This window comes from Enterobacter roggenkampii (genome assembly GCF_001729805.1).
Taxonomy (GTDB): Bacteria; Pseudomonadota; Gammaproteobacteria; order Enterobacterales; family Enterobacteriaceae; genus Enterobacter; species Enterobacter roggenkampii.
In genome coordinates, this window is the sequence record NZ_CP017184.1 from 4,583,836 (window position 1) to 4,604,614 (window position 20,779).

At 57.0% G+C, this 20,779-nt stretch carries 16 protein-coding genes; 6 read left to right on the forward strand and 10 right to left on the reverse strand.

Features of this window, described 5'->3' with window-relative positions; all coding sequences use genetic code 11:
* Positions 1 to 849 carry a helix-turn-helix transcriptional regulator gene (locus tag BFV67_RS21545; protein ID WP_069598888.1) on the forward strand — a complete coding sequence of 283 codons (849 nt, stop codon included), beginning with the start codon at positions 1 to 3 and terminating at the stop codon, positions 847 to 849.
* On the opposite strand, the gene BFV67_RS21550 is transcribed toward BFV67_RS21545, so the two are convergent.
* The 5 genes from BFV67_RS21550 to BFV67_RS21570 are packed head-to-tail and all read right to left on the reverse strand — an operon-like array spanning position 836 to position 5,799.
* Positions 836 to 1,192, reverse strand: coding sequence for a PTS fructose-like transporter subunit IIB (locus BFV67_RS21550; protein ID WP_044597475.1), 357 nt, complete (start codon positions 1,190 to 1,192; stop codon positions 836 to 838). The two genes, BFV67_RS21545 and BFV67_RS21550, sit on opposite strands and share 14 nt — an antisense overlap.
* Before the next feature lie 2 nt (positions 1,193 to 1,194).
* Positions 1,195 to 2,070: a [formate-C-acetyltransferase]-activating enzyme gene (locus BFV67_RS21555; RefSeq protein WP_045372028.1), complete on the reverse strand. Its 876-nt coding sequence runs from the start codon at positions 2,068 to 2,070 to the stop codon at positions 1,195 to 1,197.
* Entirely contained in the window at positions 2,036 to 4,333 is a 2,298-nt protein-coding gene (locus BFV67_RS21560; protein ID WP_069598889.1) for a formate C-acetyltransferase, read from the reverse strand. The genes BFV67_RS21555 and BFV67_RS21560 overlap by 35 nt, the downstream gene beginning before the upstream one ends.
* Positions 4,334 to 4,384: 51 nt before the next feature.
* Positions 4,385 to 4,705, reverse strand: coding sequence for a PTS fructose-like transporter subunit IIB (locus BFV67_RS21565; RefSeq protein WP_023326311.1), 321 nt, complete (start codon positions 4,703 to 4,705; stop codon positions 4,385 to 4,387).
* 14 nt (positions 4,706 to 4,719) lie between these two features.
* Entirely contained in the window at positions 4,720 to 5,799 is a 1,080-nt protein-coding gene (locus tag BFV67_RS21570) for a PTS fructose transporter subunit EIIC (protein ID WP_069598890.1), read from the reverse strand.
* Between the two features lie 305 nt (positions 5,800 to 6,104).
* On the opposite strand from BFV67_RS21570, the gene ptsP reads away from it, so the two are divergent.
* The 3 genes from ptsP to gldA are packed head-to-tail and all read left to right on the forward strand — an operon-like array spanning position 6,105 to position 10,399.
* Positions 6,105 to 8,606 (forward strand): phosphoenolpyruvate--protein phosphotransferase, encoded by a 2,502-nt coding sequence (ptsP, locus tag BFV67_RS21575; RefSeq protein ID WP_069598891.1) that lies wholly within the window; start codon positions 6,105 to 6,107, stop codon positions 8,604 to 8,606.
* A 14-nt stretch (positions 8,607 to 8,620) separates the two neighbouring features.
* The gene (gene fsa / locus BFV67_RS21580) at positions 8,621 to 9,283 is read left to right on the forward strand and encodes a fructose-6-phosphate aldolase (RefSeq protein ID WP_008501793.1); all 663 of its coding nucleotides are present in this window, start codon (positions 8,621 to 8,623) and stop codon (positions 9,281 to 9,283) included.
* A 12-nt stretch (positions 9,284 to 9,295) separates the two neighbouring features.
* Positions 9,296 to 10,399 carry a bifunctional L-1,2-propanediol dehydrogenase/glycerol dehydrogenase gene (gene gldA, locus BFV67_RS21585; protein WP_063618344.1) on the forward strand — a complete coding sequence of 368 codons (1,104 nt, stop codon included), beginning with the start codon at positions 9,296 to 9,298 and terminating at the stop codon, positions 10,397 to 10,399.
* A gap of 91 nt (positions 10,400 to 10,490) precedes the next feature.
* Here gldA and katG read toward each other — a convergent pair whose 3' ends face one another.
* The 4 genes from katG to metB all read right to left on the reverse strand — a co-directional run bounded on the left by katG (position 10,491) and on the right by metB (position 17,528).
* The gene (katG, locus tag BFV67_RS21590; RefSeq protein WP_008501795.1) at positions 10,491 to 12,671 is read right to left on the reverse strand and encodes a catalase/peroxidase HPI; all 2,181 of its coding nucleotides are present in this window, start codon (positions 12,669 to 12,671) and stop codon (positions 10,491 to 10,493) included.
* 147 nt (positions 12,672 to 12,818) lie between these two features.
* Positions 12,819 to 13,706 (reverse strand): methylenetetrahydrofolate reductase, encoded by an 888-nt coding sequence (gene metF / locus BFV67_RS21595; protein WP_069598892.1) that lies wholly within the window; start codon positions 13,704 to 13,706, stop codon positions 12,819 to 12,821.
* Between the two features lie 226 nt (positions 13,707 to 13,932).
* Positions 13,933 to 16,365 (reverse strand): bifunctional aspartate kinase/homoserine dehydrogenase II, encoded by a 2,433-nt coding sequence (locus BFV67_RS21600; RefSeq protein WP_021242814.1) that lies wholly within the window; start codon positions 16,363 to 16,365, stop codon positions 13,933 to 13,935.
* Positions 16,366 to 16,367: 2 nt separating this feature from the next.
* Entirely contained in the window at positions 16,368 to 17,528 is a 1,161-nt protein-coding gene (metB, locus tag BFV67_RS21605) for a cystathionine gamma-synthase (protein ID WP_021242813.1), read from the reverse strand.
* 276 nt (positions 17,529 to 17,804) lie between these two features.
* On the opposite strand from metB, the gene metJ reads away from it, so the two are divergent.
* The gene (metJ, locus tag BFV67_RS21610; RefSeq protein ID WP_003862042.1) at positions 17,805 to 18,122 is read left to right on the forward strand and encodes a met regulon transcriptional regulator MetJ; all 318 of its coding nucleotides are present in this window, start codon (positions 17,805 to 17,807) and stop codon (positions 18,120 to 18,122) included.
* A gap of 48 nt (positions 18,123 to 18,170) precedes the next feature.
* On the opposite strand, the gene rpmE is transcribed toward metJ, so the two are convergent.
* Positions 18,171 to 18,383 (reverse strand): 50S ribosomal protein L31, encoded by a 213-nt coding sequence (gene rpmE / locus BFV67_RS21615; protein ID WP_003862040.1) that lies wholly within the window; start codon positions 18,381 to 18,383, stop codon positions 18,171 to 18,173.
* Positions 18,384 to 18,583: 200 nt separating this feature from the next.
* On the opposite strand from rpmE, the gene priA reads away from it, so the two are divergent.
* Complete coding sequence (priA, locus tag BFV67_RS21620) at positions 18,584 to 20,779, forward strand: primosomal protein N' (RefSeq protein ID WP_069598893.1); 2,196 nt, start codon at positions 18,584 to 18,586, stop codon at positions 20,777 to 20,779.

The following is a 20,779-nucleotide window of genomic DNA, read 5'->3' on the forward strand; positions in this document are numbered from 1 at the left end:
ATGCACCACGACATTACCCAGATCCTGACTAACCTGATCAACGGCACAACGCCGCTGCGTCAGGTGCATTTTGCAAACTCCGCGACCTCCGCCCCCGAACTTGCCTTGCAGGTCGATTTTCCACGTCTGGAGATCGCGATCGAAGGTTCGATGAAAGACCAGGCTGGCTGCGTTTTACAGCAGGGTGATGTTTTATACGTCCCGGCTGGCGGCTGGAATAATCCACAATGGCAAGCACCCGCAACAACGCTGAGCATCCTGTTTGGTAAACAGCAGCTTGGGTTTAGCCTTTTGCACTGGAATGGTATAGACGTTCGAAACCTGACAAAGCAACACGTTGCCCGTCGTGGTCCCCGTATTGGATCGCTACTCTTACAGACGCTTCATGAAATGCAGATGCAACCGCATGAGCAACAAACCGCGCGGCTGATTATTGCCAGCCTGCTTAGCCACTGCGTCGACCTGCTGGGTAGTCAGATCCAAACCGCCTCCCGCAGCCAGGCTTTGTTTGAAGCGATTCGGATCTATATTGACGAACACTACGCCACTCCCCTTACCCGGGAATCCGTCGCGCAGGCGTTTTATATCTCCCCAAACTACCTGTCGCATCTGTTCCAGAAAACGGGCGCAGTGGGTTTCAATGAGTACCTGACGCACACCCGACTGGAACACGCGCGCCAGTTGCTGAAAGGATATGATTTGAAAGTGAAAGAGGTGGCGCATGCCTGCGGATTTGTTGACAGCAACTATTTCTGCCGGTTGTTTCGTAAGAACACCGAACGTTCGCCGTCAGAATACCGTCGCCAGTATCACAGCCAGCTCACCGGGAAGGCGATTAGTCCAGAATGACCTGAGTATGCTGCGGAGCGGCTAACATTTTACGCACCGCCCCCATCACCTTTTGTGGGTCGCGTAAAAAGGCGCTAATACCGCACTTCACGTAGCGCGTATGCTCGAAACGTTCACTGCCCGCCAGTTCGATATCGGTAATGAGCAATACGACATCGGCACGCCGGATGTCGTCTTCCGTAAGCTCGCTCTCAACGCCCAGCGCTCCCTGCGTCTCAATGTTAACGCTCCACTTCTCCTGCTGGCAGAGCTTTTCCAGCCGTTCGGCAGCCATATAGGTATGTGCAACGCCACTGACGCACGCGGTCACCGCCACCAGATGACGTCCCGTTATCACTGTCATGTTCAGCCTCCCACGGTAACATTGAAACCTTCGCGCTCTGCCAGTTGACGCATCGCTGACACCTCATCTTCTGTCGGAGGGATCGCTTGCCGCATTCCCCACTCCTGTCCCAGCAGACGGTATTTTGGCTCCCCATACTGATGGAAGGGCAATAAATGCAGTTGCCGTATTCCTGAAGGTAGCAGGAAAGCCAGCACGCGCGCCATGTTCGTTTCGTTAAGCGTATAGCCAGGAATAAGCGGCACACGAGGAATCACGTTTATCCCGTCAGCCACCAGCTGGCGGAAATTATCCAGCACTCTGGGAAGATTCATTGCCACAATCGATTGGGCCAGATCCGCGTCCATAATCTTCAAATCAAACAACACTTCATCACACTGGCGAGCCAGCGGCATGAGTCGGGACAAAGGGGCATCGCCTGCCGTTTCAATGGCCGTATGCACGCCGAAACGGCGTAATCGCTGTAGAAATTGTGTCGCGAAAGGCGCCTGCAGCAACACTTCGCCACCCGAGAGCGTCACCCCGCCTCCCGAGGAACGAAAGAAGACATCGTCTTTCATGACCTCGTTTATCAGCTCCTCCAGCGTAACATCCCGCCCGATAGGCTCAAATGCGCCGGAGGGGCACTCATCGACGTCCCGCAAACAGGGGGCGCAGTGAAGACATTTACTTTCTCTACGCACCGTCTCGATTTTCGGTGAAATCGACTCCGGATTCGCACACCACGGACAACGGTGAGGACAACCTTTAAAAAAGACCACCGTACGGATGCCGCGACCGTCATTCAATGAGTAGCGCTGGATATTGAAAATACGCGCCACCTCAGCGCGTGTTTCAACCACGTCACAGCTGATGCGCTGTGCGGCGGATAATGTCATCCTGGATCTCCTTCGATAACTCAACAAAGAAGGCGCTGTAGCCGGCAACGCGCACCACCAGCCCGGCAAAATCCTGCGGGCGCTGTTGCGCTTCACGCAATGTTTCCGCGTTCACCACGTTGAACTGGATATGCTGCAACTTAAGTTGGGTGAAAGCGCGAAGGAAATCCGCCAGCTTTTGCAGCCCGGCATCGCCTTCCAGCGTCGCAGGGGTGAATTTAACGTTTAACAGCGTACCGTTAGATAACAGATAGTTATCCAGCTTGCTTACCGATTTAAGTACCGCCGTTGGGCCCTGCATATCTTGCCCAAGCATCGGCGAGAGCCCACCGTCAGCCAGTTGCTCTCCGGCAAAGCGGCCATCCGGTGTCGCTCCCACCACCGCCCCCAGCGGCACGTGTGCCGATACGGTATAAGAGCCTGGCGTGAACTGTCCGCCGCGTGGGTTCCGGTATTTTTCGACCTCTTTACAGTAATGGCGCAGCAGTTCAGCGCTGATATTGTCGACATCATCGATATCATTGCCGTATTTTTCGAAGCGGTTGATCAACCTTGCACGCACCTTTTCGCCCTCTGGGGTAGCAAAGTTCGCTTTCAACACGGCTAAGAGCTCATCAAAACTTAAGCGCTGCTGCTCAAAGACCAGCCCTTTCAGGGCGTGCAGTGAATCACTCAGGTTGGCTATCCCGATCCCCTGAACGCCAGAAAAGTTATACCGCGCCCCGCCGTCGGTAATATCTTTCCCTGATTCAAGACAATCGCTGATAAATGAAGAGAGTAACGGTACCGGTGCCCAGTCTCGATGGCCGATATCGCAGATGTTGCTCCCCTCAACCATCAGCGCAATGTAGTGATTAATTTTGGCGCGAATATGGTCCAGCAAGCCTTCATAACTCAGCGCAGCATTACCTTCGTTCTCCTGCATCGCGATTTCCATTACTTTCAGCAGGTTAAACATCGCGATATCATGCAGACCGTAGGTTTTACCCGGAATAGACAGTTCTACACAGCCAACCACCGCGTAGTCGCGCGCATCTTCCAGCGACACCCCCCGATTCAGGAAAGCAGGCACCACCACTTCGTCATTGAAAATCTGCGGGATACCGGTGCCCAGGCGGATCGTCTCCGCCGTTTTAAGCAGAAAAGGACGGTCGATAAGTTCGTTAACCCGTACGCCAAGGTTCGGTTGAGGAAGCTGAACGCTCTGGTAAGCATCCAGGCACAGGAAGGAAAGCACATTCACTGCGCTACGACCGCTCTCCGTTAAACCGCCCAACAACGCTGTATAACCCGTCGGGAAACCAGCAAAATAACGTGCACTACTCGTCGAACGTAAAAGCACCACGTCATTGCACTTCACCCACAGCGATTCCAGAATCTCTTTCAGGAACGCGGGATCTTCGCCCTGTGAGAGCGAGGCCTGATAAAAGGGCAGCATATACTGGTCGAAGCGCCCGATAGAAAGCGAGCTGGCGTTAGATTCGTATTGCAAAATGACGTTCATATACCAGAACAGCTGACACGCCTGCCAGAACGTTTGCGGCTTATGCTGCGCGTTGTGACGCGAGATTTCGACAATCTTTCGTAGCTCTTCACGCCGTGAAGCGTCATCACAGCCGATCGCAAGCGTTTCAGCCAGCGCAGCATAGCGCAGAATATGGCGCTGGGAGGCTTCAAGCAGAATCAGCGCGGCGGCATAGAACGTGTTCTGCGCATCGCGGGCACAATATTCTCGCATTTGCTCCACCAGCGCACCCAGCCCGTTATTCAGCAGGCGCGGATAATCAATAATGATATGCCCCTGCCCTTTGTCCGTCTGGTTGACGCTGAAAATTTGCGTCCCTACAGCGGCTTTCACCTCATCCGTCATCTGGCTGTTGATGAAATCCTTCATGGACCGTTTTTCCCAGTAGGGGTACAGCACGTCGCGGTAGGTCTGCTTGTCCTCATCGCTGATGTCAAAGCGGTCCTGCGGACGCGTGGAAAACTGGTCCAGCTCCTTAAGCAGCCAGTACGGATCCATCTCAGGAGACATGATGCCCGCACGCGGTTTAACGGTCCGGTTTCCGGCAATCAGTTCCTCATCACGAATCGCGATGTTCACATGGTCAAGAATGTACGCCGTGGCTTTTGCACGCCTGAGGATAACCGGCTCACCTTCCGTCTGCTGATGGCTGGCGGTATAGAGCAAAGCACGCTCAAGCGAGATTTCACGTGGGCTGGCAAAAAGTGCGTCTTTCAAACGCTGGGTACGATTCGTCATGAGGGAACTCCTGTAAAGGAAAACGAGCCCGCCCCGAAGGGCGGGAGAGCGTCAGGCGGTTTGCGCCAGGTGGGCATCAATTTTGTTCATGATGGCGTCGGCGCGTTTTACCGCGTCGCTGATATTGACGCGTACAATGGTTTTCCCGGCAAAGCGCTCTTCGAATTTAATGCCGATATCTTTGGTCAGGATCACCATATCTGCGGCGGCAACGTCTTCTGCCGTCAGTTCGTTCTCCAGGCCAATCGACCCTTGCGTTTCAACCTTCACTTCCCAACCTTTAGCTTTGGCGGCACTTTCCAGCGCTTCGGCCGCCATGTAGGTATGGGCAACGCCTGACGGACATGCTGTTACTGCGATAATTCGGGCCATGTTCTTTTCCTCACTCAGTTAATTTCGAAATCCAGATCCAGGTCGTCCTCTTTTTCCTCGACCTGTTTTGCATTCTTGTGGGCAAAACTCTTCAGCACATTAACGCTAATGGCCGTCACCACAGCCCCCACGGCAACCGCCACGATGTAGCCCAGCTTGCCCTCCACCACAGGGAGAACGATGAGCCCGCCCCAACCGGCATAACATTGTGCGCCCATCACGGCGGCCGTCACTGCGCCACATGCGGATCCCAGCATGATGGAGGGAATGACACGCAGAGGATCGGCAGCGGCGAACGGAATAGCCCCTTCGGTGACCCCCACGCAGCCCATCACTAATGCAGCCTTACCCGCTTCACGCTCTTCACCGGTAAAATTCTTGCGATTAATCAGCGTTGCCAGCCCTAATCCCAGCGGTGGAATGCAAATAGCCACGGCGGCAATCGCAACGACGGTATAGACACCCTGCGCAACGCAAATCAGCATGAAGGCATACGCCACTTTGTTAACCGGGCCGCCCATATCGAACGCCAGCATGAGACCGAGAATGATGGCGAGTACGACGATGCTGCCCTGCTGCATACCTTGCAGCCATTGGGTGAGGCCGGTGGTCAGCGCGCCTACAGGCTCGCCCAGCCCCCACATCATGATGCCTGCTGTGATAAACGTGCCGATAATCGGGATGATGAAAATTGGCATAACGGAACGGAGCACTTTCGGGACCGGCAGTTTTTTCAGGTACCAAACGACAATCCCACCGAAAATCCCGGCGATAATCGCGCCAAAGAACCCGGCACCGAAGCTGTTGCCCACCCAGGCTGCAATTGCACAGGGAGCCAGCGCGGCACGTTCTGCAATGGAGTAGCCGATATAGGCGGCGAGGAATGGCACCATCAGCGTTAACCCCGCCACGCCGATATCAAAGAGCTTTTTCAGGTTGGGATCGGTTGCGGCATCGGGCACCGCGCCTTTGCCATACAACATGACCGAAACCGCCAGCAGAATGCCGCCCGAGACCACAAACGGGATCATGTGCGACACCCCGGTCATCAGATGCTGCCGCGTGTTCTTGAGAATATGCACCAACGCTTTCATATGTCGCTCCTGGCCTAAAACCATAAAGATGTTGTGGCAAACAATAGGCAATCAGGAAGACGGCGGACAGGAGACAAAAAGGCCATTTACTGGATTTTTGTAATGTCGAAATAAAAATGCGATCCGCCTCGACATTTCTGATAGACGTTACGCATTAGACAAAGAACCACAACCTGTGAGTCAAATCTCACTTTTTACGTGATATTACATTTATCCAGCTTTTGGCAGATTTGTCACATGGCGCGCGTCATCAACACACTCGTATGCTGTTGCCCAATGAATGAGGATTGATTTCAGGAGTGTGTATGGCTCTCGTAGTGGAATTTACCTGTGAATTACCCAACGGTGTTCACGCGCGTCCGGCAAGTCATGTGGAAACGCTGTGCAATACGTTTATCTCGCAAATCGAATGGCACAACCTGCGCACAGACCGTAAAGGGAATGCCAAGAGCGCACTGGCAGTCATTGGCACCGATACGCTGGCAGGCGACGCCTGTCGTCTGGTGATCCAAGGTGAAGATGAGCAGAACGCCCATCAGCAACTGGAACAATGGCTCCGGGAAGAGTTTCCACACTGTGATGCGCCTCTCGCAGAAGCCATCAATATTGAGCGCGATCCGCTGCCAGAATCTCTCGCGCGCCTTAATCCAACGCTTTTCCGCGCCCTGCCCGTCTGCAGCGGTAGCGCCCAGGGCGTATTGACCTTGCTGACCTCGCTGGATCTCAACGCACTGACAGATTTACCCGAAGCGAGAGACGAAGAAGATGAGCAGTTAGCGCTGGATAATGGTCTCACCCTGCTGGTGAAAAACATTGAGCTGCGCGCGCTGGACAACGACAGCACCGCCGGCGCTATTCTTGAAGCCCATCGTTCGCTGGCTACGGATACCTCGCTGCGCCAGCACCTCCTGTCAGGGGTCAACCGGGGCTTAAGCTGCGCCCAAGCCATCATCGCCACGGCGAATCATTTCTGCGATACGTTCTCTCGTTCCAGCAGCACGTATTTGCAGGAGCGTGTGCTGGACGTACGCGACGTCTGCTATCAGCTTTTACAGCATATCTACGGTGAAGCGCGTTTCCCGTCTCCGGGGCAGCTGATGCAGCCGAGCGTCTGCCTTGCTGACGACCTCACGCCCGGCCAGTTTCTGGAACTGGATAAAACCTTGCTAAAAGGGCTGCTGTTAAAAAGCGGTGGAACAACCTCGCATACCGTTATCCTTGCACGTTCCTTTAATATTCCGACGCTGGTGGGCGTCGACAATGAAAGCCTGCTGCAGTGGCGCAATCAATCCGTATTTATCGATGGCAATGCTGGTGCCGTCGTGGTCGATGCCAGCGATGCGGTGGCGCGCTACTACCGACAGGAAGCACGGGTACAACAGGCACTACGCGAGCAGCAGGGCATCTGGCTGGACCGGGAAGCCAGAACCGCCGACGGCCTGCGGGTTGAGATTGCCGCGAACATCGCCCATGCGGTGGAAGCGCAGGCAGCCTTTGGGAACGGCGCCGAGGGCGTTGGCCTGTTTCGCACCGAAATGCTTTATATGGACCGCAGCAGCGCGCCCGGTGAAAACGAGCTCTACAACATTTTCTGTCAGGCACTGGAAAGTGCAAACGGGCGCAGCATCATCGTGCGGACCATGGATATCGGCGGCGATAAGCCGGTGGAGTACCTGAAGATCCCGGCCGAAAATAACCCGTTCCTCGGCTACCGCGCCGTACGTATTTACGAAGAGTATGCAGTGCTTTTCACCACCCAGCTTCGGGCGATCCTGCGCGCCTCTGCTCACGGTAGTCTGAAGATCATGATCCCGATGATCTCTTCCATGGAAGAGATCCTGTGGGTGAAAGAGAAACTTGCCGAAGCGAAACAACAGCTCCGCGCTGAGCATATTCCGTTTGATGAGAAAATCCCGCTTGGCATCATGCTGGAAGTCCCTTCGGTGATGTTTATCATCGACCAGTGTTGCGAAGAGATTGATTTCTTTAGCATCGGTAGCAATGACCTGACGCAGTATCTGCTGGCTGTTGATCGCGATAACGCCAAAGTCACACGCCATTACAACAGCCTGAACCCGGCCTTCCTGCGGGCGCTGGATTACGCGGTACAAGCCGTTCATCGCCAGGGGAAATGGATTGGCCTGTGCGGCGAACTGGGTGCAAAAGGCTCGGTGTTGCCATTGCTGGTGGGTCTGGGTTTGGACGAGCTGAGCATGGGGTCGCCCACTATTCCGGCAACCAAAGCGCGTCTGGCTCAGCTTGATAGCCGCGCCTGCCGCCAGTTGCTGAATCAGGCCATGGCGTGTCGCACCTCACTTGAAGTTGAGCACCTGCTGGCGCAGTTCCGCATGAATCAGCAGGACACACCTCTGGTTACACCTCGCTGCATTTCACTGGACAATGACTGGAACAGCAAAGAAGAGGTCATGAAAGGAATGACCGATAACCTGCTGCTCGCAGGACGTTGCCGATACCCCCGTAAACTGGAGGCCGATCTGTGGGCGCGCGAAGCAGTCTTCTCCACCGGGCTCGGCTTTAGCTTTGCTATTCCGCACAGCAAATCAGAGCACATTGAGCAATCCACCATCAGCGTTGCACGCCTGAAAGCCCCCGTCATGTGGGGAGATGAAGAAGCACAATTCATCATCATGCTAACGCTGAACAAACACGCCGCGGGCGATCAGCATATGCGTATTTTTTCCCGCCTGGCACGCCGCATCATGCATGAGGATTTTCGCAATGCGCTGGTTAACGCCATCTCAGGGGAGGCGATTGCTTCCCTGCTACAACACGAATTAGAACTGTAAAACGAGGAAGAGTGATGGAACTGTACCTGGATACCGCCAACGTGGCGGAAGTTGAACGCCTGGCGCGCATTTTTCCCATTGCGGGCGTCACCACCAACCCGAGCATCATTGCCGCCAGCCGTGAATCCATCTGGGACGTGCTGCCGCGCCTGCAACAAGCCATCGGGCCGGAAGGCACGCTGTTTGCTCAAACCATGAGCCGCGATGCCGAAGGCATGGTGGCAGAAGCCAAACGTCTGAGTAACGCCATTCCGGGCATTGTGGTGAAAATCCCGGTGACGGCTCAGGGACTTATCGCAATTAAGGCCTTGAAAAAAGAGGGGATAACCACGCTGGGCACCGCCGTTTACAGCGCGGCGCAGGGCCTGCTCGCCGCACTCGCAGGGGCGAAATATGTCGCGCCGTACGTCAACCGCGTCGACGCGCAGGGAGGTGACGGCATTCGCATGGTTCAGGAACTGCAGTCCCTGCTGGAGCTGCACGCGCCGGGCAGTAAAGTACTGGCCGCCAGCTTCAAAACGCCGCGTCAGGCGCTCGACTGCCTGTTGGCAGGATGTGAAGCAATCACGCTTCCCTTAGACGTAGCGCAACACATGCTCGGTACGCCGGCGGTAGAGTCAGCCATAGAGAAGTTCGAGCAGGACTGGAAAAACGCGTTTGGTAACCTCAACCTCTAAGGGAGAACTGTTATGGACCGTATCATTCAATCGCCGGGGAAATATATCCAGGGCGCGAATGTGCTGACCCGTCTCGGCGACTATCTGAAACCCCTGGCAAACCGCTGGCTGGTCGTCGGCGATAAGTTTGTGCTGGGTTTTGCCGAAGAGACCCTGCGCAAGAGTTTTAAAAAAGCCGAACTGCATGCCGAAATTGCGCCGTTTGGCGGCGAATGTTCGCAAAATGAAATCGATCGTCTGAAAAAGCTGGCCGACAGCGCCGACTGCCTGGCAGTACTGGGTATTGGTGGCGGTAAAACGCTTGATACCGCGAAAGCGCTGGCTCACTTTATGGACGTGCCGGTCGCCATTGCGCCGACTATCGCGTCCACCGACGCGCCGTGCAGCGCCCTTTCCGTTATTTACACCGACAGCGGCGAGTTCGATCGCTACCTGATGCTGCCGCACAACCCGAACATGGTCATTGTGGATACGAAAGTGGTAGCAGGTGCGCCTGCACGTCTGCTGGCCGCCGGGATTGGCGACGCGCTGGCGACCTGGTTTGAAGCACGCGCCTGCTCGCGCAGCGGCGCGACCACTATGGCCGGGGGTAAATGCACACAGGCGGCATTAGCGCTCGCCGAGCTGTGCTACAACACGCTGGTTGAAGAGGGTGAAAAAGCGATGCTGGCGGCGGAACAGCATGTGGTGACGCCTGCGCTGGAACGCATTATCGAAGCCAACACCTATCTCAGCGGCGTCGGCTTTGAAAGTGGCGGGCTAGCGGCTGCACACGCTATTCATAACGGCATGACGGCGGTGCCGGACGCGCATCACTTCTATCATGGGGAGAAAGTGGCGTTTGGTACGCTGACGCAGCTGGTGCTGGAAAACGCGCCGGTAGAAGAAATTGAGACCGTCGCGGCGCTTTGCCACAGCGTAGGGCTGCCGATCACCCTGGCACAGCTGAACATCAAAGAGGATATTCCAGCCAAAATGCGTCTGATTGCCGAAGCCTCATGTGCGGAAGGAGAAACGATCCACAACATGCCGGGAGGCGTCACGCCGGATCAGGTGTATGCGGCGCTGCTGGTGGCAGACCAGTATGGACAGCGATTCCTGCAGGAGTGGGAGTAATAAAAAAGCCGGGTGGCGCTGCGCTTACCCGGCCTACATGGCACTTTAATTTGTAGGCCGGGTAAGGCGTAGCCGCCACCCGGCACACTGGCTACTTCACGTCAAACCGATCCAGATCCATGACCTTCGCCCAGGCGGCAACGAAGTCGCGGACAAACTTCTCATGCGCATCATCGCTGGCGTAAACCTCGGCCAGCGCGCGCAGGACGGCGTTAGAGCCGAAGACCAGATCGGCGCGGGTGGCGGTATATTTCACTTCACCGCTGGTGCGATCGCTTCCGGCAAACAGCTCATTGGACTCATCGGTCGCCTTCCACTGCGTGTTCATATCCAGCAGATTCACGAAGAAATCAGTGCTCAGCACGCCTTCGCGGTTGGTGAACACGCCGTTTTTACTGCCATCAAAGTTGGCACCCAGTACGCGCAGGCCGCCAATCAGCACCGTCAGTTCTGGCGCAGTCAGCGTCAGCTGTTGGGCTTTATCAATCAGCAGAGACTCCGTGGTGGACACATCCACCTGCGCACGGTAGTTGCGGAAACCATCGGCAATCGGTTCGAGCAGGTTAAACATCTCAATATCCGTCTGATCCTGACGCGCATCTACGCGGCCCGGGGTGAACGGAACGGTGACATACACACCTGCCGCTTTTGCGGCCTGCTCAACGCCTACCGCGCCCGCCAGCACGATGATATCGGCCAGGGAGGCTTTGTTGGTGGTGCGCTGGATAGCTTCCAGGGCTGGCAGCGCGCGAACCGCCGCAGCGTTCACGTCCCAGTCACGCTGAGGCGCCAGCGCCAGACGCGCGCCGTTGGCACCGCCACGCTTATCGCCACCGCGGAAGGTCGAGGCTGACGCCCAGGCAACAGAAACCAGTTCGCTCACGGAGAGACCAGAGGCAGCGATTTCCGCCTTCAGGCTTTCAATGTCTTCTTTCGTCGGATTGAACACCGCCTGCGGCAGCGGGTCCTGCCAAATCAGATCTTCTTTCGGCACTTCCGGGCCAAGGTAACGCGATTTTGGCCCCATATCACGGTGGGTCAGCTTGAACCAGGCACGCGCGAAGGCTTCGTTGAAAGCCTGCGGGTCGTTCAGGAAGCGGCGGGAAATCTTCTCGAATTCCGGATCGAAGCGCAGCGTCAGGTCGGTGACCAGCATGGTAGGCTTGCGTTTTTTCGACGGGTCGAACGGATCGGGCATGATTTCCGGCGCATCCACGGCTTCAAACTGAATCGCCCCTGCCGGACTGCGGGTCTGTACCCATTCGTATTTGAACAGGTTCTCGAAGAAGTAGTTGCTCCACTGGGTCGGGGTTTGTGACCAGATAACTTCCAGACCGGAGGTAATGGCATCAGCACCAACCCCCGTGCCGTGCGTGCTGGCCCAGCCCAGGCCCTGTGCTTCAATCGGTGAGGCTTCCGGGTCGGTACCCACGTGGGTGGCTTCACCCGCGCCGTGAGTCTTGCCGAGGGTGTGGCCGCCTGCAATCAGCGCGACGGTCTCTTCATCGTTCATGCCCATGTTGCCGAAGGTCGCACGAATCGCTGCCGCCGCTGACAGCGGTTCACCGCTGGCGTTCGGCCCTTCCGGGTTCACGTAGATCAGGCCCATTTCGGTGGCTGCCAGAGGACGCTTAGCCAGCGCTTCCGGGTCACGGTGGGTCAGCCAGGCTTTTTCATCACCCCAGTTCACGTCCAGATCCGGTTCCCAGACGTCTTCACGCCCGGCACCAAAACCAAAGGTACGGAAGCCGGAGTTCTCCAGCGCCACGTTACCCGCGAGGATAAACAGGTCGGCCCAGGAGATTTTTTGTCCGTATTTTTTCTTGATAGGCCACAGCAGACGGCGCGCTTTATCCAGGCTTACGTTATCCGGCCAGGAGTTCAGTGGCGCAAAGCGCTGTTGACCGCGTCCTGCCCCACCGCGCCCGTCCACGGAGCGATAGGTACCCGCACCGTGCCACGCCATACGGATAAACAGGCCCGCATAGCTGCCCCAGTCGGCAGGCCACCACGGTTGAGAGTCGGTTAAAAGTGCTTTGAGGTCGCCTTTAAGGGCAGAGTAATCAAGCTTGCTGAATTCTTTGCGGTAGTCGAAGTCTTCACCCAGCGGGTTCGAACGATTGGAATGTTGGTTAAGAAGATCGATGCGGAGTTGTTTTGGCCACCAGTCGCGGCTGCCTGTACCTGCGCCCGCGCTGTGATCGACGCCGCCCTGATGGAACGGGCATTTGCCGACTGATGCCGCTTTATTGGTCTCGTCTGACGTGCTCATCGCTATGCTCCCTTTTACAGTGTTACCGTTACGATATACACCACTAGCAATAAGTTATAGTTGAATTAATCCACAGATTCGATAGCTGATACCTTTTAACTTTTTACCCTGTTAAAAAGCCCTCTATTTAAGAGGGCTTTTGGTGTTTTACGCGGGGCGAACGCCCAGAGTATGGCAGATGGCATAGCTCATCTCCGCGCGGTTTAGCGTGTAAAAGTGGAAGTCTTTCACCCCTTCACGGCTTAAGATTTTCACCATGTCCATGGCGATATTGGCCCCCACCAGCTTGCGGGTTTCCGGGTCATCATCCAGACCTTCGTACATTTTGGACATCCACAGCGGAATGCGCACGTTGGTCATATCGGCGAATTTCTTCGCCTGTTTGAAGTTAGAGACCGGCAGAATGCCCGGGATAATTTCAACGTCGATGCCCGCGGAGACGCAGCGGTCACGGAAGCGCAGGTAGCTTTCGACATCAAAGAAGAACTGGGTAATGGCGCGGTTGGCACCAGCCTCCACTTTACGCTTGAGGTTAAGCAGATCCGCCTGGGCGCTTTTCGCTTCCGGGTGAACCTCAGGGTAAGCAGCCACGGAGATATCGAAATCTGCCACCTCTTTCAGCAGCCCAACCAGGTCGGCCGCATACATCTCTGGCTTGCCGCTGCCGGGCGGGAGGTCGCCGCGCAGTGCGACAATATGACGGATGCCGTTATTCCAGTAGTCCTGGGCGATGGCACGCAGCTCGTCGCGGGTAGCGTCGATACAGGTGAGGTGCGGCGCCGCTTCCAGACCGGTACGATCTTTGATGCCTTTAATGATGCTGTGCGTACGGTCACGCTCGCCAGAGTTCGCACCGTAGGTCACGGAGACAAACTTTGGTTTCAGGTTGCTGAGACGATCGATAGAGCTCCACAGGGTTTGCTCCATTTCACTGGTGCGCGGCGGGAAAAATTCAAAAGAGACGTTAATCTGACCGTTTACTTCGGCCAGGCTCTGGTTCAGTGCTTCCCGCTGGTTGGCGTGAAAAAAGCTCATACCCTACCCCTATCAATCGCGTGTCATTGTCTGTTGTGTTGTGAACTTCTATACGTTTAGACGTCCAGATGTAAAAATGACGGAAAAGCGGAGGGACGTCAATAGAAATAATCAACAATAACGGTGAGGTTTGCTCAGGGAATGTGAGGGAAATTCATGATGGGGGTGAGTGCATCAGACTGCACTCACCCTAACCCTCTCCCACAGGGAGAGGGAAATTGAGTTTTTACAGCAGCTTAGCCAGACGGTTGATGTCGGACTGGATCGCCCCTGCGGTGACGTCGCGCCCGGCGCCCGGGCCGCGGATCACCAGCGGGTTATCGCGGTACCAGCGGCTTTCGATGGCGAAGACGTTATCGCACGGCAACAGCGCCGCCAGCGGATGTTCAGGACGCACCGCCTCGACACCGACGCGCGCTTTTCCGTTGGCCTCAAAACGTGCCACGTAGCGCAGCACCAGCCCCATCTCGTTCGCCGCTTCCAGACGCTGCACCATCTGCTCGTTAAGCTCTTCACCATTTTCAAAGAAATGATCCACAGAACCCTCTTCACAGCCGGCAGGCACCAGCGACTCGACGCGGACGGAATCCGGCTCGATGTCATAACCGGCTTCGCGCGCCAGGATCACCAGCTTACGCATCACGTCTTTACCGGAGAGGTCAACGCGCGGATCGGGTTCCGTTAAGCCCTGCTGCCACGCCTGATCCACCAGGTCAGTGAACGGCACGGTGCCGTCAAACTGCAGGAACAGCCAGGAGAGCGTACCGGAGAAGATACCGCTCAGCGCCAGAATGCTGTCACCGCTTTCAATCAGGTCGCGCACGGTGTGGTTTACCGGCAGGCCCGCGCCCACGGTGGCGTTATACAGCCAGTGACGGCCGGTTTTTTCAAACGCGTCGTGGATCTGGCGGTATTTATCGGTGCTGCTTGCCCCCGCCAGTTTGTTCGCACTGATGACGTGGAAACCGTGGCTGGCGAAATCAAGATACTGATCGGCAAGCTGTTCGCTGGCGGTCACGTCCAGCACTACCAGATCGTCGTACGGGTGCGCGCGCATCCACAGGAACAGCGACTCTTCATCCTGCTCGACGGCTTCATCATTAAAGAAGGCAAGCGCGCGGCTGGCATCCAGCCCTTCGTAGTTCAGCAGGCTGCGGCGGCTGTCCACCACGCCTGCGAGAATGAATTCGAACCCGGTACGCGCCGAGAGCGTGACCTGTTCGCGGGCGAACAGCTCCAGCCAGCGGGAACCGATGTTGCCTTTACCAAACAGCACCAGGCCGATGCGTTTTTCCGCGCGGAACAGAGAGGTATGCAGACCCTGAATCAGGCTTTCGGTTGGCCCTTTGCGCAGAACGGCAACCAGGCTGATGCCCTCTTCCGACTGCCAGGTGAACTCCACCGGCTGGCCTTTCAGCTGCTGCCAGAAGCGGTGGCAGTGCAGCGGGTTACGGGTGACGCCCGCGCCCACCATCGCCACCAGCGCCAGCCCCTGACGCAGGCGAAGCTCGCCCGGCAGGCCCGCTTCATCCAGAATTTTCAGCGCGCTGTCCGCCACTTCTGCGGTATAGCAGAACTGCAGCAGCTGGCGGTCATTATGCACACCCACGGCCAGCGGACGCACCTGGGCGCGTTTCAGGATCGTGTCGATCTCTTTATGTGCCAGCCTGAAGTCCTGGCCCGCAGGAACCTGGAACTCAATCAGGCAGATGTCGTCGTGGCTGGTGACAATACGCGCCCCGGTACCGGAGGCCAGCACGCGCTCAATGCGCGTGGAGCCTTGATCCGGGGTGTAACTGCAGCGCAGCTGCAGGTCAATATCGCTACCGGAAACCGGCTGCAGCGTACGGGCGTGCAGCACCGGTGCCGCCAGACGCGCCAGCTCGCTGGCTTCATCCAGGCGCAGCAGCGGCAGCAGGCAGGCATCTTTTACTTTGCGCGGGTCCGCGCTATAAACACCGGCCACGTCGCTCCAGATGGTGACGCGGGACACGCCCGCCAAAGCACCGATTTGCGTCGCCGAGTAGTCGGAGCCGTTACGGCCCAGCAGCACGGTTTCACCCGCGTTGCTGCGGCTGATAAAGCCGGTGACCACAATGCGTTTGCCCGGATGCTGCACCAGCAGCTGCTGCAGCAGCGGGTAGGACAGGCCTTCATCCACCTGCGGCTGCGCGGCGCGTTCGGCACGCAGGAAATCACGCGCGTCAAGCCAGGCGGCGTCCACACCCAGGTGTTGCAGAACCGCAGCCATCAGGCGCGCGGACCATACTTCACCGTGGCCCACCACTTCGGCATACACCGCATCGGTAATGCCGCTGTCCAGCAGGGCGGCCAGACGCTCAAGATCGTGCGTGAAGGCGCCGATCAGCCCGTCCGCCACGTCCGCAGGCAGCAGGCCGGCAATCAATTCGCTCTGATAGCGACGTAATGACTGTTGCACCTGATGCGCAGAAAGGCGATCGGTCTGGCTCAGTTTCAGCCAGCTAATCAACTGGTTGGTGGTGCTGCCCGCCGCCGAGACAACCATCATGTCACCCGGCTGTGAATATTCCGTCATGATCCCTGCGACACGCAGGTAACATTTCACATCAGCAAGACTACTACCACCAAACTTGTGCAGCTGACGACCCTTCGCCCCTGCCTGCGCTATCACACTCATGATTACCCCTTGGCTGCGACCCGGAAGCCATTTTCCAGATCGGCAATTAAATCTTCAGAATCTTCGATACCGGTTGAGATCCGCAGCAGCGTCTCAGAAATCCCGGCGGCGGCACGTGCTTCGGGTGCCATACCTGCGTGCGTCATGGTCGCGGCGTGGGAGATCAAGCTTTCAACCCCACCTAAGGATTCCGCCAGCGTAAACAATGACAGCCCGCTCAGGAAGCGACGCAGCGTTTGCTCGTCACCGTCCAGTTCAAAACTTAACATCGCGCCAAACCCTTTCTGCTGGCGCGCGGCAATCTCGTGCCCCTGGTTTTCCGGCAGCGACGGGTGATACAGCTTCTTCACCAGCGGCTGGGTTTTCAGGAAGTCGACAATCGCCTGAGCATTACGCTGCGCCACGTCCATGCGCGGCGACAGCGTACGGATGCCGCGCAACAGCAGGTAGCTGTCGAAGGCGCCTGCGGTGACGCCAATATTATTGGCCCACCATGCCAGTTCGGTGACAACGTCAGGATCTTTGGCAATCACCACACCTGCCACCACGTCAGAATGGCCGTTCAGATATTTAGTGCATGAATGCAACACCAGATCGGCACCCAGTGCGAGTGGGTTCTGAAGGGCCGGACTGAGGAACGTATTATCCACTACACTTATCGCTCCCGCATCCCTTGCGAGCTGACAAATTTTCGCAATATCGACAACGCGCAACAATGGATTGCTTGGACTTTCCACCAGAACCAGCTTCGGTTTCTCTGCCAGCGCCTGTTTCAGCGCCTGTTCATCGTTTTGATCGACAAACAGCACGCGATAGCAGCCGCGTTTTGCCAGGCTATCAAACAGGCGATAGCTGCCGCCGTAGCAATCGTGCGGCGCAACCAGCAGATCGCCCGGCTTCAGGAACACCGTGGTCACCAGGTGAATGGCAGACATCCCGGTATTGGTTAATACGGCGCCTGCGCCACCTTCCAGTTCGGCCAGCGCACGCTGGGTCACGTCACGCGTAGGGTTGCCACGACGCGAGTAATCATGCGCACGGGGTTCATTAAATCCGGTGAAGTTGTAGGTACTGGAAAGATGAATGGGCGGGACAACGCAGCCGTACTGCTCGTCATCATTTAATCCGCTACGCACTGCGATAGTGGCCTGTTTACGCGTCATGGTGAGGGCTTCCTGGCGAATGAGGTGAAAAGTCAGGCACCAGAGTAAACACTGAAAGTATGGACGTCAATACATCTGGACATCTAAACTTCTTTGCGTATAGATTGAGCAATGCGCAAATAGCCGTTAAAATTATATGCTTTAGTGCACGCTGCAGCGGCAATATCCGTGCCACGGTATCGTCTCTACGGTAAACTAGGCAAGATTGCGGTTCAAAACGGGTGGTTACCGGTTTTGCACCTTTAAATAAATGACTGAGAGGATTAAAGGTATCTCATGGCTGAATGGAGCGGCGAATATATCAGCCCATACGCTGAGCACGGTAAGAAGAGTGAGCAAGTAAAGAAAATTACGGTTTCCATTCCTCTGAAGGTGTTGAAGATCCTCACCGATGAACGTACGCGTCGTCAGGTGAACAACCTGCGCCACGCAACCAACAGCGAACTGCTGTGCGAAGCGTTTCTGCATGCGTTTACCGGTCAACCGTTGCCGAACGATGACGATCTGCGCAAAGAGCGTAGTGACGAAATCCCGGAAGAGGCGAAGGTGATCATGCGTGAACTGGGTATTGACCCGGAGACGTGGGAATACTGAGAAGCGGATACAAAAAAGGCACCTTGCGGTGCCTTTTTTTCGGGAAACTTATTTAGCGCCCGGGATGCTGAAACGCTTGTTGAAGCGGTCAACACGGCCACCGGTTGCAACATCACGCTGCTTACCAGTGTAGAACGGGTGGCATTTGCCGCACACGTCCAGGTTCAGATCGTGACCCACGGTAGAGCGGATCTGGATAGAGTTACCGCAAGAACAGTTTGCAGTAATCATTTCGTATTTCGGGTGAATATCTTTTTTCATGGGGGAACCTCAGTTAAGGCCGCGTCGCTCTTCCAGCCCTAACGCCAGACACCACGCGATGTTGATTGTAAGTTCTTTGGCGTAAAGTACACCAAAGGCGGCGAATCATACAGAATTTGACCAACGTATGCAAACTGATCCGCACGCCGCTTTTACTAATGTGTATACTAACGCGCCACTTTTCAAGTCAGGAAGATTCGATGCCCGTCGCTCACGTTGCCCTGCCCGTTCCGCTTCCCCGCACCTTTGACTATCTGCTGCCCGACAGCATGAGCGCCAAAGCGGGCTGTCGCGTGACCGTGCCGTTTGGCAAACAGCAGCGCGTGGGGATCGTCGTCTCCGTCAGCGATAAGAGCGAACTGCCGCTTAACGAACTGAAATCGGTCGTTGAGGTGCTGGACAGCGAGCCCGTCTACTCCACCAGCACCTGGCGACTGCTGCTGTGGGCGGCGGATTATTATCATCACCCCATCGGCGACGTCCTGTTCCACGCCCTGCCAATTATGCTGCGTCAAGGCAAGAGCGCCAGCCATGCGCCGATGTGGTACTGGTTTGCCACAGAGGAAGGCCAGGCCGTCGACATCAACAGCCTGAAGCGCTCGCAGAAACAGCAGCAGGCGCTGGCGGCGCTGCGTCAGGGGAAAATCTGGCGGCATCAGGTCGACGAGCTTGAGGTCAGCGAAACGGCGCTACAGGCATTAAGAAAGAAAGGGCTGAGCGACCTGGCAAGCGAGGCGCCTGCCCTTAACGACTGGCGGGAGAGTTTCTCCGTTTCAGGGGATCGCCTGCGTCTGAATACCGAGCAGGCCACCGCGATAGGCGCAATTCATAGCGCCTCCGATCGTTTCTCTGCCTGGCTGCTGGCGGGGGTCACCGGTTCCGGCAAGACCGAAGTTTACCTGAGCGTGCTGGAAAACGTGCTCGCGCAGGGCAAACAGGCGCTGGTGATGGTGCCGGAAATTGGCCTGACGCCGCAAACCATCGCCCGATTCCGCGAACGCTTTAACGCGCCGGTTGAGGTGCTGCACTCAGGCCTGAACGACAGCGAGCGACTCAGCGCCTGGCTGAAAGCGAAAAACGGCGAAGCGGCGATTGTGATCGGCACCCGCTCGTCGCTGTTCACGCCGTTTAAAAATCTTGGCGTTATCGTGATCGACGAAGAGCACGACAGCTCCTATAAACAGCAGGAAGGCTGGCGCTATCACGCCCGCGATCTGGCCGTCTACCGCGCGCACAGCGAGCAAATTCCCATTGTTCTGGGATCAGCCACGCCTGCGCTCGAAACGCTGCACAACGTGCGCCAGCGTAAATACCACATGCTGCGCCTGACGCGTCGCGCGGGGAATGCCCGTCCGGCCATTCAGCACGTGCTGGATTTGAAAGGCCAGCAGGTCCAGGCGGGGCTAGCGCCCGCGCTTATTACCCGCATGCGCCAGCATTTGCAGGCGGGGAATCAGGTCATTCTGTTCCTCAACCGTCGCGGATTTGCACCCGCCCTGCTGTGCCACGACTGCGGCTGGATTGCCGAATGCCCGCGCTGCGATCACTACTACACCTTCCATCAGGCCCAGCGTCATCTGCGCTGCCACCACTGCGACAGCCAGCGTCCGGTGCCGCGCCAGTGCCCGTCGTGTGGCTCAACGCATATTGTGCCGGTCGGTCTGGGGACGGAACAGCTGGAGCAGGCGCTTGGGCCCTTTTTCCCGGACGTGCCGATTTCGCGTATCGACCGGGACACCACCAGCCGCAAAGGCGCACTCGAACAGCAGCTGGCGGAAGTGCATCGCGGTGGCGCGCGCATCCTGATTGGCACCCAGATGCTGGCCAAAGGCCACCACTTCCCGGACGTGACGCTGGTCGCCCTGCTGGACGTGGACGGCGCGCTGTTCTCGGCAGATTTCCGCTCCGCCGAGCGCTTCGCCCAGCTTTACACCCAGGTTGCCGGACGTGCAGGACGCGCCGGTAAACAGGGCGAAGTGGTGCTGCAAACGCACCACCCGGAGCACCCGCTGCTGCAAACCCTGCTGCACAAAGGCTATGACGCCTTTGCCGAGCAGGCGCTGGCCGAACGCCAGACCATGCAGCTACCGCCGTGGACCAGCCACGTCATCATCCGCGCGGAAGATCATAACAACCAGCAGGCGCCACTTTTCCTGCAGCAGCTGAGAAACCTCCTGCAGGCCAGCCCGCTGGTGGATAGTCAGCTGTGGATTTTGGGCCCGGTGCCTGCCCTCGCGCCAAAACGCGGCGGCCGTTTCCGCTGGCAGATCTTGCTCCAGCACCCCTCGCGCATTCGTCTTCAGCATATTGTTAGCGGCGCGCTGGTGCTGATTAACACCCTGCCCGAAGCGCGAAAAGTGAAGTGGGTCCTGGACGTCGACCCTATCGAAGGCTGA